General features: G+C 69.0%; 23 protein-coding genes. 5 read left to right on the forward strand and 18 right to left on the reverse strand.

What is annotated here, in order from left to right; genetic code table 11:
• Positions 1 to 7: 7 nt before the first annotated feature.
• A complete protein-coding gene (locus tag ACWF0M_RS24370) occupies positions 8 to 205 on the reverse strand; it encodes a hypothetical protein (RefSeq protein ID WP_452238002.1) in 198 nt (65 codons plus the stop codon).
• Between the two features lie 235 nt (positions 206 to 440).
• Here ACWF0M_RS24370 and ACWF0M_RS24375 point away from each other — a divergent pair, with 235 nt between their 5' ends.
• The gene (locus ACWF0M_RS24375; RefSeq protein ID WP_452238003.1) at positions 441 to 1,142 is read left to right on the forward strand and encodes a hypothetical protein; all 702 of its coding nucleotides are present in this window, start codon (positions 441 to 443) and stop codon (positions 1,140 to 1,142) included.
• A 3-nt stretch (positions 1,143 to 1,145) separates the two neighbouring features.
• Here the strand turns inward: ACWF0M_RS24375 and ACWF0M_RS24380 are convergent, their stop codons facing one another.
• The 6 genes from ACWF0M_RS24380 to ACWF0M_RS24405 form a co-directional block, all read right to left on the reverse strand.
• A complete protein-coding gene (locus ACWF0M_RS24380) occupies positions 1,146 to 2,201 on the reverse strand; it encodes a hypothetical protein (RefSeq protein ID WP_452238004.1) in 1,056 nt (351 codons plus the stop codon).
• 19 nt (positions 2,202 to 2,220) lie between these two features.
• Positions 2,221 to 2,877: a dethiobiotin synthase gene (gene bioD, locus ACWF0M_RS24385; RefSeq protein WP_452238005.1), complete on the reverse strand. Its 657-nt coding sequence runs from the start codon at positions 2,875 to 2,877 to the stop codon at positions 2,221 to 2,223.
• Entirely contained in the window at positions 2,874 to 3,995 is a 1,122-nt protein-coding gene (locus tag ACWF0M_RS24390; protein ID WP_452238006.1) for an 8-amino-7-oxononanoate synthase, read from the reverse strand. The genes bioD and ACWF0M_RS24390 overlap by 4 nt, the downstream gene beginning before the upstream one ends.
• A complete protein-coding gene (gene bioA, locus ACWF0M_RS24395; protein ID WP_452238055.1) occupies positions 3,995 to 5,266 on the reverse strand; it encodes an adenosylmethionine--8-amino-7-oxononanoate transaminase in 1,272 nt (423 codons plus the stop codon). Before bioA ends, ACWF0M_RS24390 begins: the two co-directional genes overlap by 1 nt.
• Before the next feature lie 129 nt (positions 5,267 to 5,395).
• The gene (locus ACWF0M_RS24400; RefSeq protein ID WP_452238007.1) at positions 5,396 to 6,337 is read right to left on the reverse strand and encodes a zeta toxin family protein; all 942 of its coding nucleotides are present in this window, start codon (positions 6,335 to 6,337) and stop codon (positions 5,396 to 5,398) included.
• 2 nt (positions 6,338 to 6,339) lie between these two features.
• Positions 6,340 to 6,726, reverse strand: coding sequence for a hypothetical protein (locus ACWF0M_RS24405; RefSeq protein WP_452238008.1), 387 nt, complete (start codon positions 6,724 to 6,726; stop codon positions 6,340 to 6,342).
• A gap of 195 nt (positions 6,727 to 6,921) precedes the next feature.
• Between ACWF0M_RS24405 and ACWF0M_RS24410 the strand changes: the two genes are divergently transcribed.
• Positions 6,922 to 7,056, forward strand: a complete 135-nt coding sequence (locus ACWF0M_RS24410) for a hypothetical protein (RefSeq protein WP_452238009.1) — start codon at positions 6,922 to 6,924, stop codon at positions 7,054 to 7,056.
• 111 nt (positions 7,057 to 7,167) lie between these two features.
• A complete protein-coding gene (locus tag ACWF0M_RS24415) occupies positions 7,168 to 7,362 on the forward strand; it encodes a hypothetical protein (RefSeq protein ID WP_452238010.1) in 195 nt (64 codons plus the stop codon).
• Between the two features lie 43 nt (positions 7,363 to 7,405).
• Here the strand turns inward: ACWF0M_RS24415 and ACWF0M_RS24420 are convergent, their stop codons facing one another.
• From ACWF0M_RS24420 to ACWF0M_RS24440, 5 genes are all read right to left on the reverse strand, one after another.
• Entirely contained in the window at positions 7,406 to 8,488 is a 1,083-nt protein-coding gene (locus ACWF0M_RS24420; RefSeq protein WP_452238011.1) for a hypothetical protein, read from the reverse strand.
• A gap of 19 nt (positions 8,489 to 8,507) precedes the next feature.
• Positions 8,508 to 8,690 (reverse strand): biotin synthase auxiliary protein BsaP, encoded by a 183-nt coding sequence (gene bsaP / locus ACWF0M_RS24425; RefSeq protein WP_452238012.1) that lies wholly within the window; start codon positions 8,688 to 8,690, stop codon positions 8,508 to 8,510.
• A complete protein-coding gene (bioB, locus tag ACWF0M_RS24430) occupies positions 8,687 to 9,682 on the reverse strand; it encodes a biotin synthase BioB (protein ID WP_452238013.1) in 996 nt (331 codons plus the stop codon). The genes bsaP and bioB overlap by 4 nt, the downstream gene beginning before the upstream one ends.
• A 517-nt stretch (positions 9,683 to 10,199) precedes the next feature.
• Complete coding sequence (locus ACWF0M_RS24435; RefSeq protein WP_452238014.1) at positions 10,200 to 11,900, reverse strand: GMC oxidoreductase; 1,701 nt, start codon at positions 11,898 to 11,900, stop codon at positions 10,200 to 10,202.
• A 115-nt stretch (positions 11,901 to 12,015) separates the two neighbouring features.
• Complete coding sequence (locus ACWF0M_RS24440; protein WP_452238015.1) at positions 12,016 to 13,608, reverse strand: succinic semialdehyde dehydrogenase; 1,593 nt, start codon at positions 13,606 to 13,608, stop codon at positions 12,016 to 12,018.
• A 92-nt stretch (positions 13,609 to 13,700) separates the two neighbouring features.
• Between ACWF0M_RS24440 and ACWF0M_RS24445 the strand changes: the two genes are divergently transcribed.
• A complete protein-coding gene (locus tag ACWF0M_RS24445; protein ID WP_452238016.1) occupies positions 13,701 to 15,149 on the forward strand; it encodes a hypothetical protein in 1,449 nt (482 codons plus the stop codon).
• Between the two features lie 46 nt (positions 15,150 to 15,195).
• On the forward strand, positions 15,196 to 15,759 hold the full coding sequence (locus tag ACWF0M_RS24450; protein WP_452238017.1) for a TIGR03086 family metal-binding protein: 564 nt from the start codon (positions 15,196 to 15,198) through the stop codon (positions 15,757 to 15,759).
• 8 nt (positions 15,760 to 15,767) lie between these two features.
• Here ACWF0M_RS24450 and ACWF0M_RS24455 read toward each other — a convergent pair whose 3' ends face one another.
• The 6 genes from ACWF0M_RS24455 to shbA form a co-directional block, all read right to left on the reverse strand.
• The gene (locus ACWF0M_RS24455) at positions 15,768 to 16,169 is read right to left on the reverse strand and encodes a hypothetical protein (protein ID WP_452238018.1); all 402 of its coding nucleotides are present in this window, start codon (positions 16,167 to 16,169) and stop codon (positions 15,768 to 15,770) included.
• A 53-nt stretch (positions 16,170 to 16,222) separates the two neighbouring features.
• Positions 16,223 to 16,936: an acyl-CoA thioester hydrolase/BAAT C-terminal domain-containing protein gene (locus tag ACWF0M_RS24460; RefSeq protein WP_452238019.1), complete on the reverse strand. Its 714-nt coding sequence runs from the start codon at positions 16,934 to 16,936 to the stop codon at positions 16,223 to 16,225.
• Entirely contained in the window at positions 16,933 to 18,039 is a 1,107-nt protein-coding gene (locus ACWF0M_RS24465; protein ID WP_131335103.1) for a GuaB3 family IMP dehydrogenase-related protein, read from the reverse strand. Before ACWF0M_RS24465 ends, ACWF0M_RS24460 begins: the two co-directional genes overlap by 4 nt.
• Positions 18,040 to 18,065: 26 nt before the next feature.
• On the reverse strand, positions 18,066 to 19,580 hold the full coding sequence (gene guaB / locus ACWF0M_RS24470) for an IMP dehydrogenase (RefSeq protein ID WP_452238020.1): 1,515 nt from the start codon (positions 19,578 to 19,580) through the stop codon (positions 18,066 to 18,068).
• Positions 19,581 to 19,736: 156 nt separating this feature from the next.
• Positions 19,737 to 21,197 carry a hypothetical protein gene (locus ACWF0M_RS24475; protein WP_452238021.1) on the reverse strand — a complete coding sequence of 487 codons (1,461 nt, stop codon included), beginning with the start codon at positions 21,195 to 21,197 and terminating at the stop codon, positions 19,737 to 19,739.
• Positions 21,190 to 21,813, reverse strand: a complete 624-nt coding sequence (gene shbA, locus ACWF0M_RS24480; protein ID WP_327637793.1) for an RNA polymerase sigma factor ShbA — start codon at positions 21,811 to 21,813, stop codon at positions 21,190 to 21,192. The genes ACWF0M_RS24475 and shbA overlap by 8 nt, the downstream gene beginning before the upstream one ends.
• Between the last annotated feature and the right edge of the window lie 50 nt (positions 21,814 to 21,863).

Genomic DNA, 21,863 nt, shown 5'->3' on the forward strand with positions numbered 1-21,863 from the left:
ACAAAGCCTATCGGTGCAGGTCAGCAGTGCTGTAATCCGCCGGTCGAGGAGTCACCGGCAACAGCTCGTTGGTGACCTCCAGCCCCGGAAACCGCCGCCGCATAGCAGCCTCGTACCGAGCCGCACCGGCCTGCTCACCGATGTAGTCGGAGATCTGATGGGGACCGAACCACAGCCGCACGCGGTGCCGACTCGGAAAGCTCACGAGCCCCGACGCTAGCCCCGCTAGTTGTCAGCCGTGTTACCGACAGTTACAACCCAAAGACGCTTGAACTCTGTCGAACAGTCACCAGCCGATTACGGATCGGATCGTTTGACGACCTAACATCGACGAAGAACTCCGCGGACATGCTGAGGGCCCGTCGGCGTAGACCGACGGGCCCTCAGGTGTTCATGTAACGGAGAGACCTGCCTCCGCCTTCACGAAGAAGTTTAGGATCATGCCTCCTGCAAATCAAACCGCCCTCTATCACGCTGTGGTCGCCGCCAAGATCAGCGGACCGCGTCTCGCGCCGTACCTCGCGGCGACGGAAGGCAATGTCCGCCGAGCGCTGGCGCTGTACCAATGGAGTGTCGAACTCTCGGGCGCGGTGTACGAGTGCCTACATCGATTCGAGGTGATCCTGCGCAACGCGCTCGACGAACAGCTCTGCAGGTGGAACGCCGTTCAGCGGGATCGGCAAACGGGCCGATCACACGCGTCGGACTGGCTCATGGACCCCGCCCGCCTGCTCCAACGATTGGCCGGCGACGACATCCGCAAGGCCACTCGGAGAGCACAGACCGCCCTACGTGGTGCCGGTAGGGCACCTGGGCACCCCGACGTACTCGCCCAATTGAGCTTCGGCACCTGGCGGTTCTTGCTGCCCGACAACGATCCCGGCAGACAGCATCTCTGGAGCAAGGCGCTAGCCGCCGCGTTCCCGAGCTTTACAGGCACACCGTCGGACCTCGTGGATCACGTCGACAACATCTATAAACTGCGCAACCGCGTCGCTCATCTCGAACCACTGCTCAACTCCAGCATGGTTGCGGACCGGCTGACCCGGATGAGGACCGTCTTGCTTGCGATCGATCCGGCCCTAGAAACGTGGTTCGTCTCGCGGCAGCGCGTCAGTGCGACTCTGAAGACCAAGCCGTAAGCCTCAGACCCTCACGCTGCGTCCAGTCACCACCAACCGCGCCGGGGCTCTGAAGGACAGGAGGTCGATGATCGGCGGGGGCTCGGTCAGCCGCACTCCGCTCAGCAGCTCCCGTGCGCAGTCCAGGGCGGCTTGGGTTTCCATTCGGGCGAGGGCGGTGCCTAGGCAGCGGTGGATGCCTAGGCCGAAGGCTAGGTCGGGTGGGCCGCCGTGGGCGGTGAGGCTTAGTAGGACGGGTGCGTCGGCTGGTAGCTCGACGTTGCCGAGGGTTGTTGGTTTGGCGGTGGTTCGGCGCCAGGTGGGGACTGACGACGCCTCCCGGAGGACCCGGTCCACCGTCGTATCGGGATCGTCCAGACAGTGCTGGAAGGTCGTGGAGATGAGTTGGGTTGTGGTCTCCTGGCCGGCGATCAGGAGGAAGTAGCCGACCGCGCACACCTCTTCATCGGTCAGCCCCAGTGAGACCAGCACACCGAACAGATCGGTGCCCGGAGCCTTGCGAGCGGCCGTCGTACGGGCGCGCAGCCAGGCGTAGAACTCGGCCGCGGTGTGCGCGAGTTCCAGCTGCCTGTCCTCGTCGGGCCAGCCCCAGAACAGTTCTAGCGAGTCCAGGCTCCAGGCCTTCAGTGCAGGTACGTCGACGTCCGTCAGGCCGAGCAGGTGCAGTACGACGAGGGCTGGCGGCTCCGCAGCGATCGCCTGCACCAGGTCGACCTGTTGACCGTCCGCAAGTGATGCAGCGGCAGCCGTGACTCGTGCAACGTTGAGCGACCGGGTCAGCGGTTCGGCGGCGGCGACCCGGGCGGGGCTGAAGAAGCGGGCGACGGCGGCACGGATCGGGCGGTGCGACTCGCCCGCGTTGTTCGCCAGCGTCGGCGGCAGCGCGAAGCCGACGCCGGACAGGACGCGGAGCGCCTTCACGGACAGCGGCGTGTGGGCGAGTACGGCGTTGTCCGGGCGGTACGTCTGCGGGTCCAGCAGCACCTCGCGCGCCAGCGCCGGGTCGTCGACGACCCAGTACCCGAGCGTCTCGTCGTACCTGGCCGGACACCCACTCACGCGAACCGCCCCGGCACGCTCACTCGAACCATCCCGGTGCGGCGGCCCGGAACTCCTCGCGGCTCCAGGTGCCGACCCCGGAGGGGATCCGCCCGATCACCGGGACCCCGGTCGTCGCCGGGAGATCCTCCACGTTGCAGCTCTCCGCGAGATCCGGCTCGGCCGGCCACGACCCGATCACGAGTCCCTCGACCGGAAGTTCCCGCGACCGCAGCGCCTCGACAGTCAGCCCGGTGTGGTTCAGCGTGCCGAGCCCGGCACGGGTCACCACCACGAACCTGAACGGCGACGTCAGATGCTCCGCGAGATCCGCGAGGTTGTTGCCGTCGGCATCAAGTCCGACAAGCAGTCCGCCGGCGCCCTCGACCAGCACGGTGTCGTACTCGCGGGCGAGGTCGTCGATCGACGCGGCGTACTCCTCGACCGACGGCAGCGCGATCCCGGCGCGCCGGGCGGCGGTGGTGGGCGCGAGCGGCTCGGGCAGCCGGACGCCTTCGTGCAGCACCTTCACACCGCTGAGCCGGCCGACGTCGGCGAGGTCGCCCGGTTCGTCGGGGGCGACCCCGGTCTGGGCCGGCTTGACCACCGCGACCGACTCGCCGGCGCGCACCGCGAGCGCAGCCGTGACGATCGTCTTGCCGATGTCGGTGTCGGTACCGGTGACGAAGGTGATCATGAGACCTGGCCGATCGCCTCGACGATCACGGCACACGCGCGATCGAGATCCGCTGCTGACAACCCGGCGTGCGCGGTGAGCCGCAGCCGGGAAATGCCGTCGGGCACGGACGGCGGCCGGAAACTCCCCACGCGTACGCCGTTCCGCAAGCACAGCTCGGCCGCGCGGACGGTCTCGCGCGGACCCGGCATCGGGACGGAGACGACCGCACCACGCGACGGCGGCACCTCGCAAGCAGCTGCCAACCGCGCCGCGGCCGCATGGATCGCCGCGGGACGGTCGGGCTCGGCCTGCAGAACCCCAAGCGCAGCAAGGGCCGCGGCACATGCGGCCGGATTCAGACCGGTGTCGTAGATCAAGGGACGTGCCCGGTTGACGAGGTGCTCGCGGAGTACCGACGGCCCGAGGACGACCCCGCCCTGCGAGGCCAGCGCCTTGGACAGCGTCATGGTCACGATGACGTGCTCGAGCCCAGCCAGACCCGCCGCATGCACGGACCCATGACCGTTGCCGCTGACCCCCAACCCGTGCGCCTCGTCGACCAGGAGTACGGCGTTGTGCGCGCGAGCGACCGCGGCGAGTTCGAGCAGCGGCGCCTCGTCGCTCAGCACACTGAACACCGACTCGGTCATCACCACCGCGTGCGGTTCGTTGCGCTCGGCAAGTACCTTCTCGACGGCGTCGACGTCGTTGTGCGGGACGATCTCGACCCGGGACCGCGCCAGCCGGCAGGCATCCACCAGCGAGGCGTGCACGTGTTCGTCGGAGACCAGCAACGTTCCCGGTCCGCCGAGCGCGGTGACAACACCGAGGTTCGCGAGGTACCCGGACGAGAACACGAGCGCGGACCCCTGCCCGGCGTACCCCGCCAGCGCGGATTCGAGCTCCTCGTGAAGTTCCGTCGTACCGGTGACGAGGCGGGACGCGGTGGAGCCTGTGCCCCAGGTGCGTACGGCGTCGGCCGCGGCCGCCACCACGCGCGGATCGCGGGCGAGACCGAGGTAGTCGTTGCCCGCGAGGTCGATCAGGTCACTGTCCGCGGCCCGGGCGCTGAGCCGTCGGGTCAGGCCGCGGGCCTCCAGCGCGGCCGCCTTCGGGGCGAGCCAGTCCTCCAGCATCAGCCGGCCTCCTCGACCGCAGCCGTGATCGCCGCGCCGATGGTGGCGATGTCGTCGTCGGTGCAGATGTACGGCGGCATCGTGTAAACGAGATCGCGGAACGGCCGCACCCAGACCCCACGACGCAACGCAGCCTCGGTCAGCCGCGGCAGATCCACCGGCCCACCGAGCTGTACGACGCCGACCGCGCCGAGCACCCGCACGTCTTTCACGGCCGGCAGCTCACGCGCCGAAGCAAGCCCGGACGAAAGCCCCGCAGAAATCGCAGCCACCCGAGACGACCAGTCCTGCGACAGCAACAGGTCGATCGAGGCGAGGGCGACCGAACACGCGAGCGGGTTCGCCATGAAGGTAGGCCCGTGCATCAAGGCACCACCCGGTCCGTTCGAGACCGTGTGCGCGACGTCCGTCGTACACAGCATCGCGGCCAGCGACAGGTAGCCGCCGGTCAGCGCCTTGCCGACGCACAGGATGTCCGGGTCGACGCCCGCGTGCTCGGACGCGAACAGTGTGCCGGTGCGGCCGAACCCGGTGGCGATCTCGTCGAAGATCAGCAGGAAGCCGTGCCGGTCGGCGAGCTCGCGGAGAACGCGCAGGCAGGCGGGGCTGTACGGGTACATCCCACCGGCGCCCTGCAGGACCGGCTCCACGATGATGCCCGCGATCTCACCCGCACGTTGCTCGGCCACCGCGGCCATCGCGTCGGCCCAGGCCTGCAGCTCCGGATCGTTGTCCGGCCGGTCGAAGCCGGCCGGCGGTTGCGGCCCGAACACCTGCTCCTGGAGCGCGCCGGTGAACAGCGAATGCATCCCGTTGACCGGGTCGCACACACTCATCGGCGCGAACGTGTCGCCGTGGTACCCGCCCCGGACGGTCAGCATTCGCGTCCGGCCATGGTTGCCACGCGCAACCTGGTACTGCAGCGCGAGCTTGATCGCCACCTCGACCGAGACCGACCCCGAGTCGCAGAAGAACACGTGCCGCAGCGGCTCCGGCGTGATCTCCACCAGCCGCTCGCCCAGCCGGACCGCCGGTTCGTGGGTCAGTCCACCGAACATCACGTGGCTGAACTCGTCCACCTGCCGCTTCAGCGCGGCATCCAGCACCGGGTTCCGGTAGCCGTGGATCATGCACCACCAGGACGCCATCGCGTCGATCGCCTCGACCGTCCCGCCCGTACCGTCGTCCAGTTGCAGCCGTACGCCGGACGCGCCCCGGACCACCCGCACCGGCGACGGCTCGGTCAGCGACGAGTACGGATGCCAGAGCAACTCCGCGTCCCGCTGTCGCCACCCATTCACCGACTGTGACACCGTCCTCCTCCGTCCTGAGGATTCCCAACGGTAATCGCTGCTCACCACCGAGGACGCCGCGGGGAGTCAGGATGTGGGCGACATCTCCTACTGATTGGTGCCGGCGGTCGCGATGTGCATCGTCACCGCGTCGGGATGCAACCGCGGGCGGGCCATCGCAGTCACCACCTTGTCGCCCTCGACCGACTCGTCCCGAATCCACTGCACATGCGCTGCCAGCCCGATCCGGCCGACCTGCGAGGCGATCTCCAGGAAGTTCCGCGACTCCACCACGGTCCACTGGCGGTCCCGCTCGTACGTGATCGCCTCCGCGGTCCGCACGGGTTGCTGCCACCCACCGCCGGCGTCGCGCTGATTGCCGTAGAGCAGTTGCCCGTCCGGACGCAGTACGGCGATCCGGTCGGCCCACTCGCCGTTGTCGACCAGCTCGGCGGCCTGCAGTACACCCGCATAGCCGGCGTCGTGGACGCTCTGCGGGACGAGCCGGCCGAAGCCGTAGGCCTCCAATGCGCGCAGATGCCGTTCGAGGACGCCGAGGCGGCTGAACGCCTCCGGCACCGCAAGGATCGCGACCTCCACCTGGAAGCCGGCCGCCTTGAAGCTCCGGGCCGACTCGGCGAACGCGTCCGGATCCAGGAGTTCGGTCTCGACGATCGCGTCGTACCGCTGCTCGATCACGTGCGCCTCGGCCATCGCGTACCAGCGCCGGCCGTCGGCTTCGACGTCGTGGCTCGGCACCGGCGGTACGTCGGTGATCGGCTGGTAGAAGCGTGGATGGTACGGCTCGTAGGCGGCGGGATTGAGGACGACGGGACGGCCGCGGCGGCGCAGGATCGCGGCGACCAGCGCGGTGATCGTGGCCTTGCCGTCACCCGGCTGACCACCGACGAACACCACGACCGGCTGCTGCTGCGGGCTCCCGGCGAGCTGGTCGGGCACGATCCGCTCGCGAAAGACCTGTGCACTCTCCCCCGCGTCCAGCGGCTCCCGATCAGCTTCCACCGGCCCGATCCCCCACGGACTCGTCACGACTACTCCAGCGTCCCGTCGTCTTCTTCGTCTTCGTCGTCTTCGTCGTCTTGATCGCCCTCGTCGAGATCGTCGTCTTCGTCCTCGTCGTCGTCGTCTTCGTCTTCGATGATGAGGAGATCGTCGACCTCTTTGCGGATCCGCTTGACCGCGCGGGTGTCCAGCGGGGTGAGCTCCTGTCCGCGCGCCGCCCAGGCCTCCTGGTCGGTCCGCCGGCTCGCAGCGGCATCCGGATCGGCCGCGGCTTCCTCGGCCTCGATCGGCCGGGCGCAGAACCCGATCGCCTGCCGCACACCCTCCTGCGCGATCTCGTACGCCATCGCGTCCGGTCGCGACCAACCCGCCGCACCGAGCGCGGTCAGCACGTTGATGGGGGCGAGATTGACCACGCCGAAACGATAGCCGACGCGCCGGTCAATCACCCGAGCGGTTCCGCCCTTGGCTGAACACCAGATGAACCCCAGTTGTGGTTAGCCTTCCGATGCTTCGAACCAGTGGGGAACCGGCCGGCGTCGATCAACGTCTGCTGGACAACAAGACCGATCCCAGCCGCGTCTCGCGGCTCTCGTCGCAAGGAGCATCAGGTGCCGTTCGGTAGCAAGGACTCGAGCAAGGACAAGCCCCAGCCCAAGCAGGACAAGAAGGCGACGCCGCCCAAGGATCTCCCGATCCTGACCCCGGCGCGTAAGCCGCGGGGGCAGGGCCAGGGTCGCGACTAGCCTGTCGCGCCTTCGAACCCGCAGGGAACCAGCCTGCGGGTTCGGAACGTCTGCTGCACACACGACCGATCATGCGCCGCGTCTCGCGGCTTCGACAGGAGGAACGGGACCATGCCCTTCAGCAAAAAAGGCAAGCCGCAGGAACACACCAACAACCAGAGCCCCAGCAACACGCCCAGGCACGAGAGGGGCGCGTCCCGCAAGCAGGCCGACCAGAATCGGTCCACGAACCCGAACACTCGTCGCGGCCGCGAAAATGCTCAGACGAAGAAGGACGAGAAGAAGAAGGGCAACGGCCGGGGCTAGGACGGCGGCCGGGGGAACCGTCGATCGGTTGCCCCCGGCCACTTCAGGTTCGGCGCCGGCGCGACCCGTCGGGGCGGCCGGCCCCTGAGCGTTGCGGTTTCGGACGTCGCGGTCCCGGTTTCTGCTTCGTGTTCTTCGCCGGCGCCGGGGCCGGCGGCCCGGCCTCGAGGGCCTTCTTGACCGCGGCGAAGGCGTCGTTGGCGTTGCGGGCGGGCTTGACGCCGGTGAGTTTGGGGATGGCCGAGCGTTGGCGGCGGGTGTGGGTCTGGATGCGCTCGACGACGCGGGTGCGGACCTCGTCGAGGTCCGGCCCGGCCAGGTTCTCGAGCGACTTGCCGCGGTCGAGTGCCACGTCGAACCATTCGGTGTAGCCGTGGGTGTGGACGACCTGGTTCGGGGACTTCTGGCCGAGGCGGCGGTACTGCGTCAGTACGTCGTACCGCTCGTCCAACCCGAGGACCTCGTCGCGGAGGCCGAGCTCGACCTGCCGGTCGTACGTCGCCGCGACCCGCTGATCGATCTCGCTCGCAGCACGGTCGACCGAGAGCACGACCTGCCGGGTGGCCGGCGCGACGGCCCGTTCCGGATCGTTGCCCATGGCACGCGCCAGTGCGTTCACGATCGCGTCGTAGTTGTTCTCGTGGATCTTCGCGGCGGCACCGGCATCGAGCCGACTCAGGACCGCGTAGGCGTCCTCGGCCATGCTGCGCGGGAAGTCCCGCCGGACGGCGTTCCGCGCCTCCGCGACCGCGTCCACCTCCCAGCCTTCGAGCAGGGAGCGCACGTACACGCTCGTGCCACCCACGACGACCGGGACACCACCGGCGTTCCAGCACTCGTCCATATGCTGCCGCGCCTCCGCGACGAATGTCTCCAGTTCCAGCTTCCGCACCGGCTCGGTGACGTCGATCATCGTGTGCGGGATCCCGCGCATCTCCTCCGGCGTGGTCTTGCTGGTGCCGATGTCCATGTACCGGTACACCTGCCGCGAGTCCGCCGAGACGACCATCGGCGGCAGCCCGAGCTCGTCCCGGATCCGCAGGCACAGGTCGACCGACACCGCGGTCTTCCCCGCTGACGTCGGTCCGTACAGGGCGACCAGCAGGCGCGGAGCGGAGTCGGACATGTGTCAACCCTAGCCGGACTCAGCCGGACGCAACCTCACCGTGAACCGAGCAGCGCGCGGTCCACCCCATCGGATGCACCTGGACGACCATCCGCCGCCTGCACTCCGCGCAGTACCGCGGGGGCTCCAGCGCGAGAGCCCGCACGCAGGATTCGTGGCCGCCGTCGGCCAGGTCCCGCCCACATCTGCCGCAGTACGTCACAGCGTCTTCTGGAGTTCCTTCACCGGCATCTTCAGCTCGGCGAGCAGGTCCAGGTCGGCGGTCGCCGGGCGGCCCAGGGTGGTCAGGTAGTTGCCGACGATCACCGCGTTGATCCCGCCGAGCAGGCCCTCGCGGGTGCCCAGGTCGCCGAGGGTCAGCTCGCGACCGCCGGCGTACCGCAGGACCGTCCGCGGCATCGCGAGCCGGAACGCGGCGATGGTGCGCAGCGCGTCCTTGCCGTCCATGATCTCCAGATCGCCGAACGGCGTCCCCGGGCGCGGGTTGAGGAAGTTCAGCGGGACCTCGTGCGGGCCGAGCTCGGCGAGCTGCGCGGCCAGTTCGGCGCGCTGCTCGAGCGACTCACCCATCCCGACCAGACCGCCGCAGCACAGCTCCATCCCGGACTCGCGCACCATCAGGCAGGTCTCCCAGCGCTCCTCGAAGGAGTGCGTGGTGACGACGTCACCGAAGTACGAACGGGCCGACTCGAGGTTGTGGTTGTAGCGATGCACGCCCCACGACTTCAGCTCGTCGACCTGCTCCTGGGTGAGCATGCCCAAAGAGCAGGCGATGTTGATGTCGACCTCGGCGTTGATCGCCTCGATTCCGGCCTTGACCTGGCTCATCAGCCGCGCGTCGGGTCCACGGACCGCGGCGACGATGCAGAACTCGGTGGCGCCGGTCTTCGCGGTCTCCTTGGCGGCCTCGACGAGTTCGGGGATGTTCAGCCAGACCGCGCGCACCGGCGAGGTGAACTGGCCGGACTGCGAGCAGAAGTGGCAGTCCTCGGGGCAGCCGCCGGTCTTCAGCGAGATGATCCCCTCGACCTCGACCTCCTCGCCGCACCACTTCACCCGGACGTCGTGCGCGAGCGCGAGCAGCTCCGGCAACTGGTCGTCGGGCACGCTGAGAACCTCGACCAATTGCTCCTGGCTCAGTCCGATGCCCTGTTCCAGAACCTGCTCACGTGCCACGTCCAGGATCTCGCTCATAGTTCTCCTGCCTCATCTCAACGGTCGGCCTCACAGTAGGTCAGACCGGTACGGCGGGGCTGCGGCGGGCGTCACGTGGAACACCTCGAGCCGAAGTGACTCATCGCCACTCTCCGCACTCTCCGGGAAAAGTTTCTGGAGATTTCTGGGGAACCTCGTAACCCCCCGTAGATGGGCTCGTTGATGTGTACGAAGGCGGTTACCGCAAGGAAGACCGCCACCCGGTTACCAGGAGCTACAAAAGCCGATCATTACGATCAGCACGCAGAGTGGTCACAAGGCCCAGAGCCCCTGGAAATCGGATGTAAGGTAGTAACCAAGAGCTCGGGTCGCCAGCTATGGCTGGCGATCCGATCCCAAAGCGCCGGGCGCCTCACCCCGGCTTGAGTGGGTCCCTCGGGAAACGATTTGGGCGGAAACGTTCCCGAGGGACCTGCTCCCTTTTCCGGACCTTTTGACAAAGCCTCAGCAACTTACTGCTGAGGCTTTTTCATTTGCACTATTTCTCACTGTTCTGTTACGAATCCGTCACAGCCTGTTTCGGGATGATCGGCAGCCGCAACGCACCCGGGGCATCCGTCGGGACCACCGGGTGCTCGGGCTTCACCGGCTGGATCCGCTGGTACGCCGCACCGGTCGCCGGCCGCGGGTCGGCGGCCCCCTTGTTCGGCCAGAACGACAGCGCCCGCTCGGCCTGGGCGGTGATCGTCAGGGACGGGTTGACGCCGAGGTTCGCGGAGATGGTCGAGCCGTCGACGATGTGCAGGCCGTCGTACCCGTACACGCGGTGGTACGGGTCCACGACGCCGGTCTCGGGCGAGTCGCCGATCGCGCAGCCGCCGATGAAGTGCGCGGTCATCGGCACGTTGAACGGCTCCCCGATCGTGCCGCCCGGCGTACCGTTCATCAGCTTCGCCATCCGCCGGACCACCTGGTTCGCGACCGGGATCCAGGACGGGTTCGGGGCGCCATGCCCCTGCTTCGACGTCAGCTTCCAGCGGCCCAGCCGGTCGCGCTTGCCGTACGTCGTGATCGAGTTGTCCGCGGTCTGCATCACGAGCGCGATCACGGTCCGCTCGGACCAGTGCTTCAGGTCGTACAGCCGCCGGATGTTCTTCCGCTGGACGCCGAGCTCGCGCAACCACGTCCGCCAGCGCGGCTTGTCCCCGTCGCCGTCGGTCAGCACGGTCTGCAGCAGCGACATCACGTTGCTGCCCTTCCCGTACCGCACCGGCTCGATGTGGGTGATCTCGTCCGGGTGGAACGACGACGTGATCGCCACCCCGCGCGTGTAGTCGACATCGGTCTCCCGCGAGATCGCGCCGAGCAGCGACTCCGAGTTGGTCCGGGTCAGCACGCCGAGCCGGTTCGAGAGCCGCGGCAGCTTGCCCTCGTCGCGCAGCCGGTGCAGCAACTTCGCCGTACCGAGCGCCGATGCGGCGAAGACGACCTGTCCCGCGGTGAACCGACGGGTGGACTTCTTGTTCGACGTACGCCGGGTGTCGATCGCGTACCCGCCTTCAGCGAGCGGCTCGACCGACGTGACCGTGGTCAGCGAGTAGACCTCCGCGCCGGCCTTCTCGGCCAGGTAGAGGTAGTTCTTCGTGAGCGTGTTCTTCGCGTTGTGCCGGCAGCCCGTCATGCACTCGCCGCAGTCGATACATCCGGTACGGCGGGGGCCCGCGCCACCGAAGTACGGGTCGTCGACCTCGACACCCGGCTCACCGAAGAAGACACCGACCGGTGTCGGGTGGAACGTCTCCCCCACACCCATGTCCTCGGCGACCTGCTTCATCACCTTGTCGGCCGGCGTGAACCCCGGGTACGTCGTGACGCCGAGCATCCGCTTCGCCTGGTCGTAGTACGGCGCGAGTTCGGACTGCCAGTCGGTGATGTGCGACCAGGCGCGATCGGTGTAGAACGCGGGCAGCGGTTCGTACAGCGTGTTCGCGTAGACCAGGCTGCCGCCGCCGACCCCGGCGCCGGACAGGATGATCACGTCGCGCAGCGCGCTGATCCGCTGGATGCCGTACATCCCGAGCTTCGGCGCGAACAGGAACCGCTTGGTGTCCCACGAGTTCTTCGCGAACCCCGCATCGTCGAACCGCGCACCAGCCTCCAGTACGGCGACGCGGTACCCCTTCTCGGTCAGCCGCAGAGCACTCACCGACCCGCCGAAACCGGACCCGATGACGACTACGTCGTAATCGAAGGTCATGGGGCCTCCCGGTCTGGACTGAGGAGCGGAGGGAGCGAAGCGACCGGAGCGACGAGGGAAGACCGGGAGTCACAGCCCCATGACCCGCCGCGCGGCAGCGCGGCATTCAACACAGTCATGGGCGGCCGATCTTCTTCAGGATGCGCAGTGCGCCGGTCATCAGCTCCGCGAACTTCTCGTCGGAGATGCCGTGCGAGGCGGCGATCGGGATCAGCCGTTGCGTGGCGATCGCCTGCGGTTCGACGTACCGGCGGATGCCTTCGACGCTCTGCCGCCGGCCGAGACCGGACGACCGCATGCCGCCCATCGGCGTGTCGATCGAGCCGAACGTGGCGCCGTACCCCTCGTTGACGTTGACCGTGCCGGCCATCAGCTGCGCGGCGACCGCGCGACCGCGGCGGCCGTCGCGGGTCCAGACGCTGGCGTTCAGGCCGTACTCGCCCTCGTTCGCGCGCTGGATCGCCTCGGCCTCGTCGGAGAACCGGTAGATCGAGACGACCGGCCCGAAGGTCTCGTTGTCGAAGCACTCCATCGCCGGCGTGACACCGGACAGCACGGTCGGCTCGTAGAACAGCGGACCGACGTCGGGCCGCGGTTTCCCTCCGGCCAGCACCGTGGCACCTTGCGAGCGGGCGTCCTCGACGTGCCGGGTCACCGTCTCCAGCTGCGCCTTCGAGATCAGCGAGCCCATGTCGACGTCCCAGCCGGTGCCGGCACTCAGGCGGAGCTTCTTGACCCGGTCGACGAACGCCGTGACGAACGCGTCGTACACCTGGTCGGCGACGTACAGCCGCTCCATCGAGACGCACAGCTGGCCGGCATTCGCGAAGCACGCGCGGACGGCGCCCTCGGCGGCGCGGTTGATGTCGGCGTCCCGCAGTACCAGCATCGGGTTCTTGCCGCCGAGCTCGAGGCTGCAGCCGATCAGCCGCTCACCGGCCTGCTTCGCGACCAGCCGGCCGGTCTTCGTCGAGCCGGTGAAGCAGATGTAGTCGGCGTTCTGGATCAGCGCGCCGCCGACCGTCGGGCCGTCGCCGTTCACCGCGAGCCAGGCCTCCCGCGGCAGGCCGGCCTCGTACAGCAGCTCGATCCCGCGCAGCGCGGTCAGCGGGGTCTGGCTGTCGGGTTTGTGGACGACGGTGTTGCCGGCCAGGATCGCGGGCAGGCCGTCGGAGATCGCCATCGTCAGCGGGTAGTTCCACGGCGAGATGATGCCGACGATGCCCTTGGGAACGAATCGCTCCTCGGCGCGGGTGAGGATCGGGAAGATCCCGAGCTTGCGCTGCGGCTCGAGCAGTTCCTGCGCCTTGCGGCCGTAGTACCGGGCCGTCAGCGCGACGTGCGCGACCTCCTCGAACGCCTGCTTCCGCGCCTTGCCGGACTCGCGGATGATCAGGTCGACCAGCTCGTGCCGGTGATCGAGGACCAGGTCGTGGTACCGCAGCAGGATCGCCGCACGCTCCGCGAGCGGCACCCGCCGCCACGTCTGCTGGGTCCGCCGCGCGGTCCGGACCGCGGCGACCACGTCGTCCGCACTCGACACCGGCAGGTCCGCGATCGGCTGCCCGGTGGCCGGCGCGTACGACGTACGCGTGCCGGCCGTCGCGCGCAGCAGCCCCGACAACCGGCGGATGACCGACTGATCGGTCGCGTACGACGCGGTCGGGTCGAGCTCCGGATCCGCTGGAATCGAAGTCTGCTCGCTCATGTCCAAAGGCTACCTGCCGGTAATAGCGGCTGTCAGTATCAGAGGACCGTTAAGCTGAGCGGCTGAAACCTGCGAAGGGGTGGAACGTACAGATGGTGGACAGCGGGGGGCTCTGGACGCCTCCTGAGGACGAGCTCGGTGAGGCGCTGCAGACAGCCCAGGTGCTGATCGAGGAGGGCCGGGCCGACGAGGCAGGGCCGTACCAGCAGCGGGTCATCGAGCTGGCCAGGGAGCGGGCCGAAGGGCACCCGAACCACTACGAGGCCAAGCATCTGATGGCCGCGACCCAGTACGAGCTGGCCGGATCGCTGAACGCGTCCGGCCGGCACGAGGAGGCGCTCGTCGCACTGCACGAGGCGCAACTCGGGTACACCGAGCTGCAGGACGCCGGCGTGCTCGACGCGACCTGCTTCCTCGCCGACGTCCGCGCACGGCGCGCCATGACCCAGGCGCACCGCGGTCACGGCGCCACCGCCGTACTGGAGATGGACGGCGCGGTGATCGCGTACGGCCAACTCGTCGGCGGCGACGACGGTCTCAAGCATCAACCGGACTTCGCCCGGGTGCTCGCGATGAACGCGCTCATCCTGCGACGGTACGGCGACCCCGCGCTGGCGGTCGCGTCCGCGGACGCGGCGACCCAGCTGTTCCTGCAGCTCGCGGACCAGATCAACGAGAGCCCGCAGTCGCTGTCCTACGCCCGCTACCTGTGTACGGCGACCGCGGTGTCGGCCGACGTACACGCTGCCGAAGGGCGGCTGGACCTTGCGCTCGAGGCGGACGAGATCGGGCTGACCACGGCCGACACGCTCGCCGACTCGGACTCGACGACCGACATGCGCACACTGGTCGCCGCCCTGGTCAGGAAGGGCAAGCACCTCGGCATCGTCGGCCGCCTGGAGGGCGAGGCCTGCCTGCGGACGGCGTACGACACCGACGCCGAGACGGCGGCCCGCGTGGTCGAGGAGCTGGACCGCGGGCTGCCGCTGACGCTGGTCGCGGCGCTGGAGAACGCGGAGATCAAGCTCGGGCCGTTCGAGCAGTACCACCGGCTGGTGGCGCTGAGCGAACCCGCGCCCGGGATGACGCTGGCGACCGTGTCGGGCCGGACGGACCCGGAGTCGGCGGCGCAACGCGCGACCGAGCTCGCGGAGCTGGTGAAGCCGCTGCTGTCGCAGGACGGCAACGCCGCGCTGACGCTGGGGCTGGAGGCGCACTACCTGTTCGCGATCTCGTCCGAGCGGGAGTCACACCGGATGCGGTTCCAGACGGCGACGTACGTACCGATCTGGGCGCAGCTGCTGCTCGACATTTCCGAGGCGTACTTCCAGGCCGGGCGGACCGACATCGCCCTCGACCTGGGCGGCTGGTGCGCGGAGGTGGCGACCGCGCTGATCCCGTACGCCGACGACAACGCGCTGATGAAGGAGCTGGCCGGGGCCTGCTACCGGCACCACGGCAACCTGCTCGCCGCCACCGGCGACCTGGCCGCGTCGTACCACGCCCACGAGGCGGCGGAGCAACTCCAGCTCGGCCGTTGACGTCCTGCCTCCCCCAGGCGGACGCTGACGCTTGGGGGTGGGTGTGATGGATGTCGTAGAACTACACAACCGCACGGTCGCGAACTTCGCGGACCTGGTCTCGGAGGTGCCGGCCGATCGGTGGTCGGCGCCGACGCCGTGCTCGGACTGGGACGTCCGCGCGCTGGTGAACCACGTCGTCGGCGAGGAGCGCTGGACCGTGCCGCTGATGGCCGGCAAGACGATCGCCGAGGTCGGGGACACGCTCGACGGTGACCTGCTCGAGGACGATCCGGCCGCCGCGGCGTCGTCCGCGGCCCGGGAGGCGGAGGCCGCGGCGACCTGGGCGATCGACAAGGTGCATCTGTCGTACGGCGACGAGGATCCGCACGAGTACCTGCGCCAGCTCGCCGCGGACCACCTGATCCACGGATGGGACCTGGCCGTCGCGATCGACGCACCGCCACGGATGGACCCCGAAATCGTGAACGAGGTCGCGGACTGGTTCGCGAAGCGCGAGGAGCTCTACCGATCGGCCGGGATGATCGGCGAACACCTCGACGGCTTCACCGAACCCACCGAGGCCCTCCTCGCCGCCTTCGGCCGCGACCCGGGGTGGAGCGCGTCCTAGAGTTCGGCTCAGTCCTGGAGTTCGGCGCGGAGGGCGCCGACGAAGAGGCCGGCTTCGGCTTCGGTCATGCCGGTCTCGGAGACGACCAGGGCGGTCGCCTGGTGGAGTTCACCCGCTGCCTTGAGGGCGCGGGTGCGCTCGGCCAGGTTGGTGCCGGGTCGGCGGACCAACGGCGTACCGGTGGTCGGCGGCACGTACCGCCCGAGGCGGATGTCGTCGACGAGTTCCCTGCACTGCTTGAGGTCGAGGCCGGTGCGGTCACGGATCAGCTTGACCGCGTGCACCGCCTTCTTCGTGGTGATCAGGAACCGCACCTGATCGACGTCGTCCGGGGACAGCTGTCCTCGCGCCGCGGCGAGGGCAACATTGTCCGTGTCCTGGCTGCTGCTCCGACGGCTGAACAATCCCATACGGCAATCCTTCCAGAACCCGGCAAACCGGGTGAACTCGAAGCAAGTCGGACCTAATCCGCGAGCAACCGCAGGATCTCGTCCCAGGCGAGCTCACCGAGTCGCCGATCGGCTGCCTCGGTGCCGCCGCGCGCCATCCGTTGTCCGGCGGTCTTCGGCTCCTCACCCGGCAGCACGGCTCGATGCCCCGCCTCCGCGACCGTCACGGTCCGGGTCGGGCGGTCGCCGCGACGCCGCACGATCTCCGCCGCGAACTCGACCGCCGGCCACACCTTGTCGTCGCCACCGGCCACCAGCAGGACCTCACCCCCGATCCGGTCCACCGGGATCCGCGCCTGCTCGGGAGCACGCTGCAGACTCTGGCGATACATCCCGGTGTAGCTCGGCGGATCGTCCTCGGGCTTCCAGTCCAGGTCGAACGGTACGAACGGGAGCGGCTCCCCCTGCCACGTCCAGGCCGACCGCTGACTGCCGTCCTCGAGAATCCGGCCCCACACGTAGGCGCTCGGGGCGAACGCGACCACCGAGTCCACCCGCTCGTCGAGCGCTCCGAGCAGCAACGCGGCCTCGGCGCCCCACGAACTGCCCATCACGACCAGCCGATCGTTGTGCGCCAACTCACCCAGCGGGAACGACTCCAGCGGCACCTCGTGCGTCACCGGCCAGCGCGGCGCGAGTACGTCGTACCCCTCCGCCTCGAGCAAACGAGCCCGATCGAAGTCCGGCGTACCGCTTGAACCATGCAGGAGCAGTACGCCGGTGCTCAACCGACGACTACCTCGACCCGCTGGAACTCCTTGAGCTCCGTGTAGCCCGTCGTCGCCATCGCGCGCTTGAGCGCACCGACCAGGTTCATCGTGCCGTCCGGAACCCAGGACGGGCCGAACAGGATCTGCTCCATCGTGCCGGTGACGCCGACCTCGACCCGCTCGCCGCGGGGCAGGTCCTGGTGCCAGGCCTCGGCGCCCCAGTGGTACCCGCCGCCCGGGGCGTCGCTCGCGCGGGCCAGCGGCGAACCGACCATCACAGCGTCCGCGCCGCAGGCGATCGCCTTCGCCACGTCACCGGACCGCCCGACCGAGCCGTCCGCGATGACATGCACATACCGGCCGCCGGACTCGTCCATGTAGTCCCGCCGCGCCGCCGCCACGTCGGCCACGGCGCTTGCCATCGGCACCGCGACGCCGAGCACCTTCCGCGTGGTGTGCGCCGCGCCGCCGCCGAAGCCGACCAGTACGCCGGCCGCGCCGGTCCGCATCAGGTGCAACGCCGCCTGGTGCGTCGCACAGCCACCGACGATCACCGGTACGTCGAGGTCGTAGATGAACTGCTTCAGGTTCAGCGGCTCCGCCTGCCCGGACACGTGCTCGGCGGACACCGTCGTACCGCGGATGACGAACAGGTCGACGCCCGCGTCCACGACATGCTTCGCGAACTGCTTGGTGCGCTGCGGCGACAGCGCGCCGGCGACCGTCACACCGGAGTCGCGGATCTCCTGCACCCGCTGGGAGAGCAGCTCGGGCTTGATCGGCGCCGAGTAGATCTCCTGCAGCCGGTGCGTGGCCTGCTGCGTCTCGAGGCTGGTGATCTCCTCGAGCAGGCTCGTCGGGTCCTCGTACCGCGTCCAGAGACCTTCGAGGTTGAGGACACCGAGACCGCCGGCCTTGCCGATCGCGATCGCGGTGGCCGGCGACATCACCGAGTCCATCGGCGCGGCCAGGATCGGCAGCTCGAACCGGTACGCGTCGATCTGCCAGGCGACTGAGACCTCCTCGGGGTCCCGCGTCCGGCGCGACGGCACGATCGCGATGTCGTCGAACGCGTACGCCTGCCGGCCCCGCTTCGCGCGGCCGATCTCGATCTCGGTCATCTGGTGTCCTTACCGGTAGCAGGCGGTCAGCGGCCCGAGTAGTTCGGGGCTTCGACCGTCATCTGGATGTCGTGCGGGTGGGACTCCTGCAGGCCGGCGGAGGTGATCCGGACGAAGCGGCCCTTCTCCTGCAGCTCGGTGACGGTTCGGGCGCCCGTGTACCACATCGACTGGCGCAGGCCGCCGATCAGCTGGTGCGCGACGGCCGACAGCGGACCCCGGTACGGCACCTGGCCCTCGACGCCCTCGGCGATCAGCTTCTCGTCGGAGCCGCCGTCGTGCTGGAAGTAGCGGTCCTTCGAGTACGACTTGCGCAGGCCGCCGGCCGACGACATCGCGCCGAGCGAACCCATCCCGCGGTACGCCTTGAACTGCTTGCCGTTGATGAACACCAGGTCGCCCGGGGACTCCTCGCACCCGGCGAGCAGCGATCCCAGCATGACGGTGTCCGCACCCGCCACGAGCGCCTTGGCGATGTCACCGGAGTACTGCAGGCCGCCGTCGCCGATCACCGGGACACCGGCCGGCTTGCAGGCCAGCGACGCCTCGTAGATCGCGGTCACCTGCGGCACGCCGACGCCGGACACGACCCGCGTCGTACAGATCGAGCCCGGGCCGACGCCGACCTTGACGCCGTCCGCGCCCGCATCGACCAGCGCCTGCGCGCCCGCGCGGGTGCCGACGTTGCCGCCGACGACGTCCACGCCGCGAGTCGCCGGGTCGGCCTTGAGCTTGCGAATGATCTCGATCTGGGCCCGGGAGTGACCGTGTGCGGTATCCACCACGAGCACGTCGACACCGGCCTCGATCAGCGTCATGGCCCGCTTGTAGGCCTCGCCGAAGAAGCCGATCGCCGCGCCGACCATCAGCCGGCCGGAGCCGTCCTTGGTGGACAGCGGGAACTTGTCGCGCTTGACGAAGTCCTTCAGCGTGATCAGGCCGGTCAGCTTGCCGGCGGCGTCGATCAGCGGCAGCTTCTCCACCTTGTGCTTGCTGAGCAACGCCATCGCGTCGTCGGCGGCGATGCCCTGCCTGCCGGTGATCAGCGGCTGCTTGGTCATCACCTCGCGGACCGGCCGGGACAGGTCGGTCTCGAAGCGCATGTCACGGTTGGTGACGATGCCGACCAGGACGCCCGCGTCGTCCACCACCGGGACGCCGGAGATCCGGTACTGCGCGCAGAGCGCGTCGGCCTCGCCGATGGCGGCGTCCGGGCCGATGGTGATCGGCTGCGCGATCATGCCGGACTCGGAGCGCTTGACCAGGTCGACCTGCTGGGCCTGGTCCTCCACCGAGAGGTTGCGGTGCAGGACGCCGAGGCCGCCCTGGCGGGCCATCGCGATCGCCATCCGGGCCTCGGTGACGGTGTCCATCGCGCTGGACACCAGCGGGATGTTCACCTCGACATTGCGGCTCAGCCGGGACCGGGTGACGGCCTCTGACGGGATGACGTCGGACTCGTTCGGCTGCAGGAGTACGTCGTCGAAGGTGAGGCCGAGGACGGCGAACTTGTCGGGAACTCCAGCTGGGGTGATGTCCATGGGGAAAACGAGCACCTTTTGTACGGCGACAACGGAACCCCATCCTATCCGCGCCGCCACCAGGCCCCGAATCCGCCGTCCACAGGCATCCACACAGGCATCCACACAGGCAACCGCCCGCCGCGGTTTCGCGGCGGGCGGTCGGTGGTCGGCCGGTTACCTGATCGGCTTGTTCACGACGTCCAGGATCTGCAGCAGGCTGGCCTCGGTGGTCGAGCCGTGCGTCCGGGCGATGGCGGCGTGCTTGCCCTCGGGGTACGCGCCGCTGGAGTGCTTGCCCTTCGGGTAGGCCTTGCGGACCGAGCCCGTGCTGACCGTCCCGCTCGCGTGCTTCGCGGTCGCCGTGCTGGTCGTGACGGATTTCGCCGTCGCGTCGGGCGCGGCGAAGAACCGCTCGGCCGTCTCGTTCGTGACCGGCTCACCGCTCGGCGTCGGCAGCACCGGCGACACGATCGCCTCGACGACGTTCACCAGTTCCTTGACCTCGGCCGGGACCTGCGTGACCTCGCTGCTCGGCGTACCACCGGCACCGGACGTGTCCGAACTACTGGTGCCCGTACTGCTCGTGTCCGTGCTGCTGGTGTCCGAGCCGCTGGTGCCGCTGCCGGTCGTGGTCGTGCCGTCCGAGCCCGACGTGGTCCCCCCGTCGCTCGTCTGCCCCTCAGCGGAGCCCGAGCTCGGAGTGGCCGTCGGATTGTCGGTCGACGTGTTGTTGTCGCCCGTACCCGTGTCGCCCGTGCCGGTCTCGACGTTCGCCGGCGGCGTCGTGGTGGTGGTGGTGTCCGTCGGCGTCGGAGTCGGCGTGGTGGTGGTGTCGGTCGGCTGGTCCGTCGGCGTCGACGGCGGGGTCGAGGGCGGCGTCTCCGTCGTCTTCGTGTCCGTCGGCTCGGTCGTCTTGGTGTCGGTCGGCTCGGTCGTCTTGGGATCGGTCGGATCCGTCGTCGTGGTGTCCGTCGGCGTCGGCGTCACCTCGGTCGTCGGCTTGACCGGATCCTGCGTCTTCTGCTCGTCGGTCGGCAGCGGGATTGCGAACGGCCTGTCGCCCGGCGGCACGACCACTGCCGGCGTTCCCTTGATCTCCTGCGCCTGCGGGTCGTCGCCGTCCGAGCCGTGCTTGGCGTTCTCCGCGGCGCGCTCGGCCGTGGCCTTCTCCTTGAAGTCCTTGCCGACCTTGACGATCTTGCTCCGGTCCACGACCGGCAGCCCGTCGAGGTCCTCCTTCGGGAAGCTGGTCTGCGGGCGGACCGCGTCGACCATCTTCTCGATGACCTTCTCGTACGGCGACAACGGGTCACCGGTGACCGCGGCGGCCACCCCGGAGACCGACAGCGCGGCGACCGCGGCAACACCGAACGCCAGACCGCGGGTCGCCATCTTGCGGGCGAACGGGTCGGTGATCGGGTTGAGCGCGGCGCAACGCGCCAGGAAGCTCTCCGGATCGTCGATGGACTCCACCGGGAGCTCGTCCACGACCTCCACGGCGAGCCGCAGATCGGCCAGCAGTTGGACGGCCGGGTCGTACTCGCCCGCCGCACGGGCGGACTCCCCTCCGGCAGCGAGCAGATCGAGTAGCGCGTCATCGGCCTCGATCGCGTCCAGGTCGAAACGGTCAGCCATGATGCCCCTCCCCCGCTCTTCCTCGTTCCAGCTGTGCTTCATGCCCCACAAACCCCCTGAGCGTGTTCAACGCCCGATGCTGTGCGACCCTCACCGCCCCCGGTGTCATCCCCAGTGCCCGGCCGGTCTCCTCGGCTGACATCCCCGCTACCACCCGGAGCCGCAGGATCTCCCGCAACTTCTCCGGCAACTTGTCCAGCAGGCCCATGATGTGTTGGACCTCCGACTGCCGGACCGCGCGCTCCTCCGGCGTCGGTGACTCGTCCGCGCCGTCCGGCAGGTCCGGCGTCGAGACGTCGGCGACCGCGAACGCACGCTGGGCATCGGCGACCTTGCGGGCCGCGATGCCGTAGACGAAAGCCTCGAAAGGCCTCCCCTCGTCACGATACCGGCCCAGCGCGCCGAACACCGCGACACAAACCTCTTGTGCGACGTCGTCGACCATGTCGGCGCCGCCGGGATAGGTCCACAAACGGGACCGTACGTATCTGTGCGCGACTGCGCGCACTCTGGTGAGCAGGTCGTTGAGAGCTGTGCGGTCCCCGTCGCCGGCCAGCGCGGCAAGATCCCTGAGCTCGACCCGGTCGTGGGTGTCAGGTACTCGGACCTCTGTCACCCCTCGCCCCCTCGTGTTCGGACCGGTTCAGCCTGAAAGATGGTACGGCG

Source organism: Kribbella sp. NPDC055110 (genome assembly GCF_053607525.1).

Bases quoted from the DNA above. Each gene is read 5' to 3' on its own strand.
- ACWF0M_RS24375 (WP_452238003.1), top strand. From the start codon at position 441: ATGCCTCCTGCAAATCAAACCGCCCTCTATCACGCTGTGGTCGCCGCC.
- bioD (WP_452238005.1), bottom strand. From the start codon at position 2,877: ATGATCACCTTCGTCACCGGTACCGACACCGACATCGGCAAGACGATC.
- ACWF0M_RS24390 (WP_452238006.1), bottom strand. From the start codon at position 3,995: ATGCTGGAGGACTGGCTCGCCCCGAAGGCGGCCGCGCTGGAGGCCCGC.
- ACWF0M_RS24415 (WP_452238010.1), top strand. From the start codon at position 7,168: ATGCCCTTCAGCAAAAAAGGCAAGCCGCAGGAACACACCAACAACCAG.
- ACWF0M_RS24420 (WP_452238011.1), bottom strand. From the start codon at position 8,488: ATGTCCGACTCCGCTCCGCGCCTGCTGGTCGCCCTGTACGGACCGACG.
- bioB (WP_452238013.1), bottom strand. From the start codon at position 9,682: ATGAGCGAGATCCTGGACGTGGCACGTGAGCAGGTTCTGGAACAGGGC.
- ACWF0M_RS24435 (WP_452238014.1), bottom strand. From the start codon at position 11,900: ATGACCTTCGATTACGACGTAGTCGTCATCGGGTCCGGTTTCGGCGGG.
- ACWF0M_RS24440 (WP_452238015.1), bottom strand. From the start codon at position 13,608: ATGAGCGAGCAGACTTCGATTCCAGCGGATCCGGAGCTCGACCCGACC.
- ACWF0M_RS24445 (WP_452238016.1), top strand. From the start codon at position 13,701: ATGGTGGACAGCGGGGGGCTCTGGACGCCTCCTGAGGACGAGCTCGGT.
- ACWF0M_RS24450 (WP_452238017.1), top strand. From the start codon at position 15,196: ATGGATGTCGTAGAACTACACAACCGCACGGTCGCGAACTTCGCGGAC.
- ACWF0M_RS24455 (WP_452238018.1), bottom strand. From the start codon at position 16,169: ATGGGATTGTTCAGCCGTCGGAGCAGCAGCCAGGACACGGACAATGTT.
- ACWF0M_RS24465 (WP_131335103.1), bottom strand. From the start codon at position 18,039: ATGACCGAGATCGAGATCGGCCGCGCGAAGCGGGGCCGGCAGGCGTAC.
- guaB (WP_452238020.1), bottom strand. From the start codon at position 19,580: ATGGACATCACCCCAGCTGGAGTTCCCGACAAGTTCGCCGTCCTCGGC.
- ACWF0M_RS24475 (WP_452238021.1), bottom strand. From the start codon at position 21,197: ATGGCTGACCGTTTCGACCTGGACGCGATCGAGGCCGATGACGCGCTA.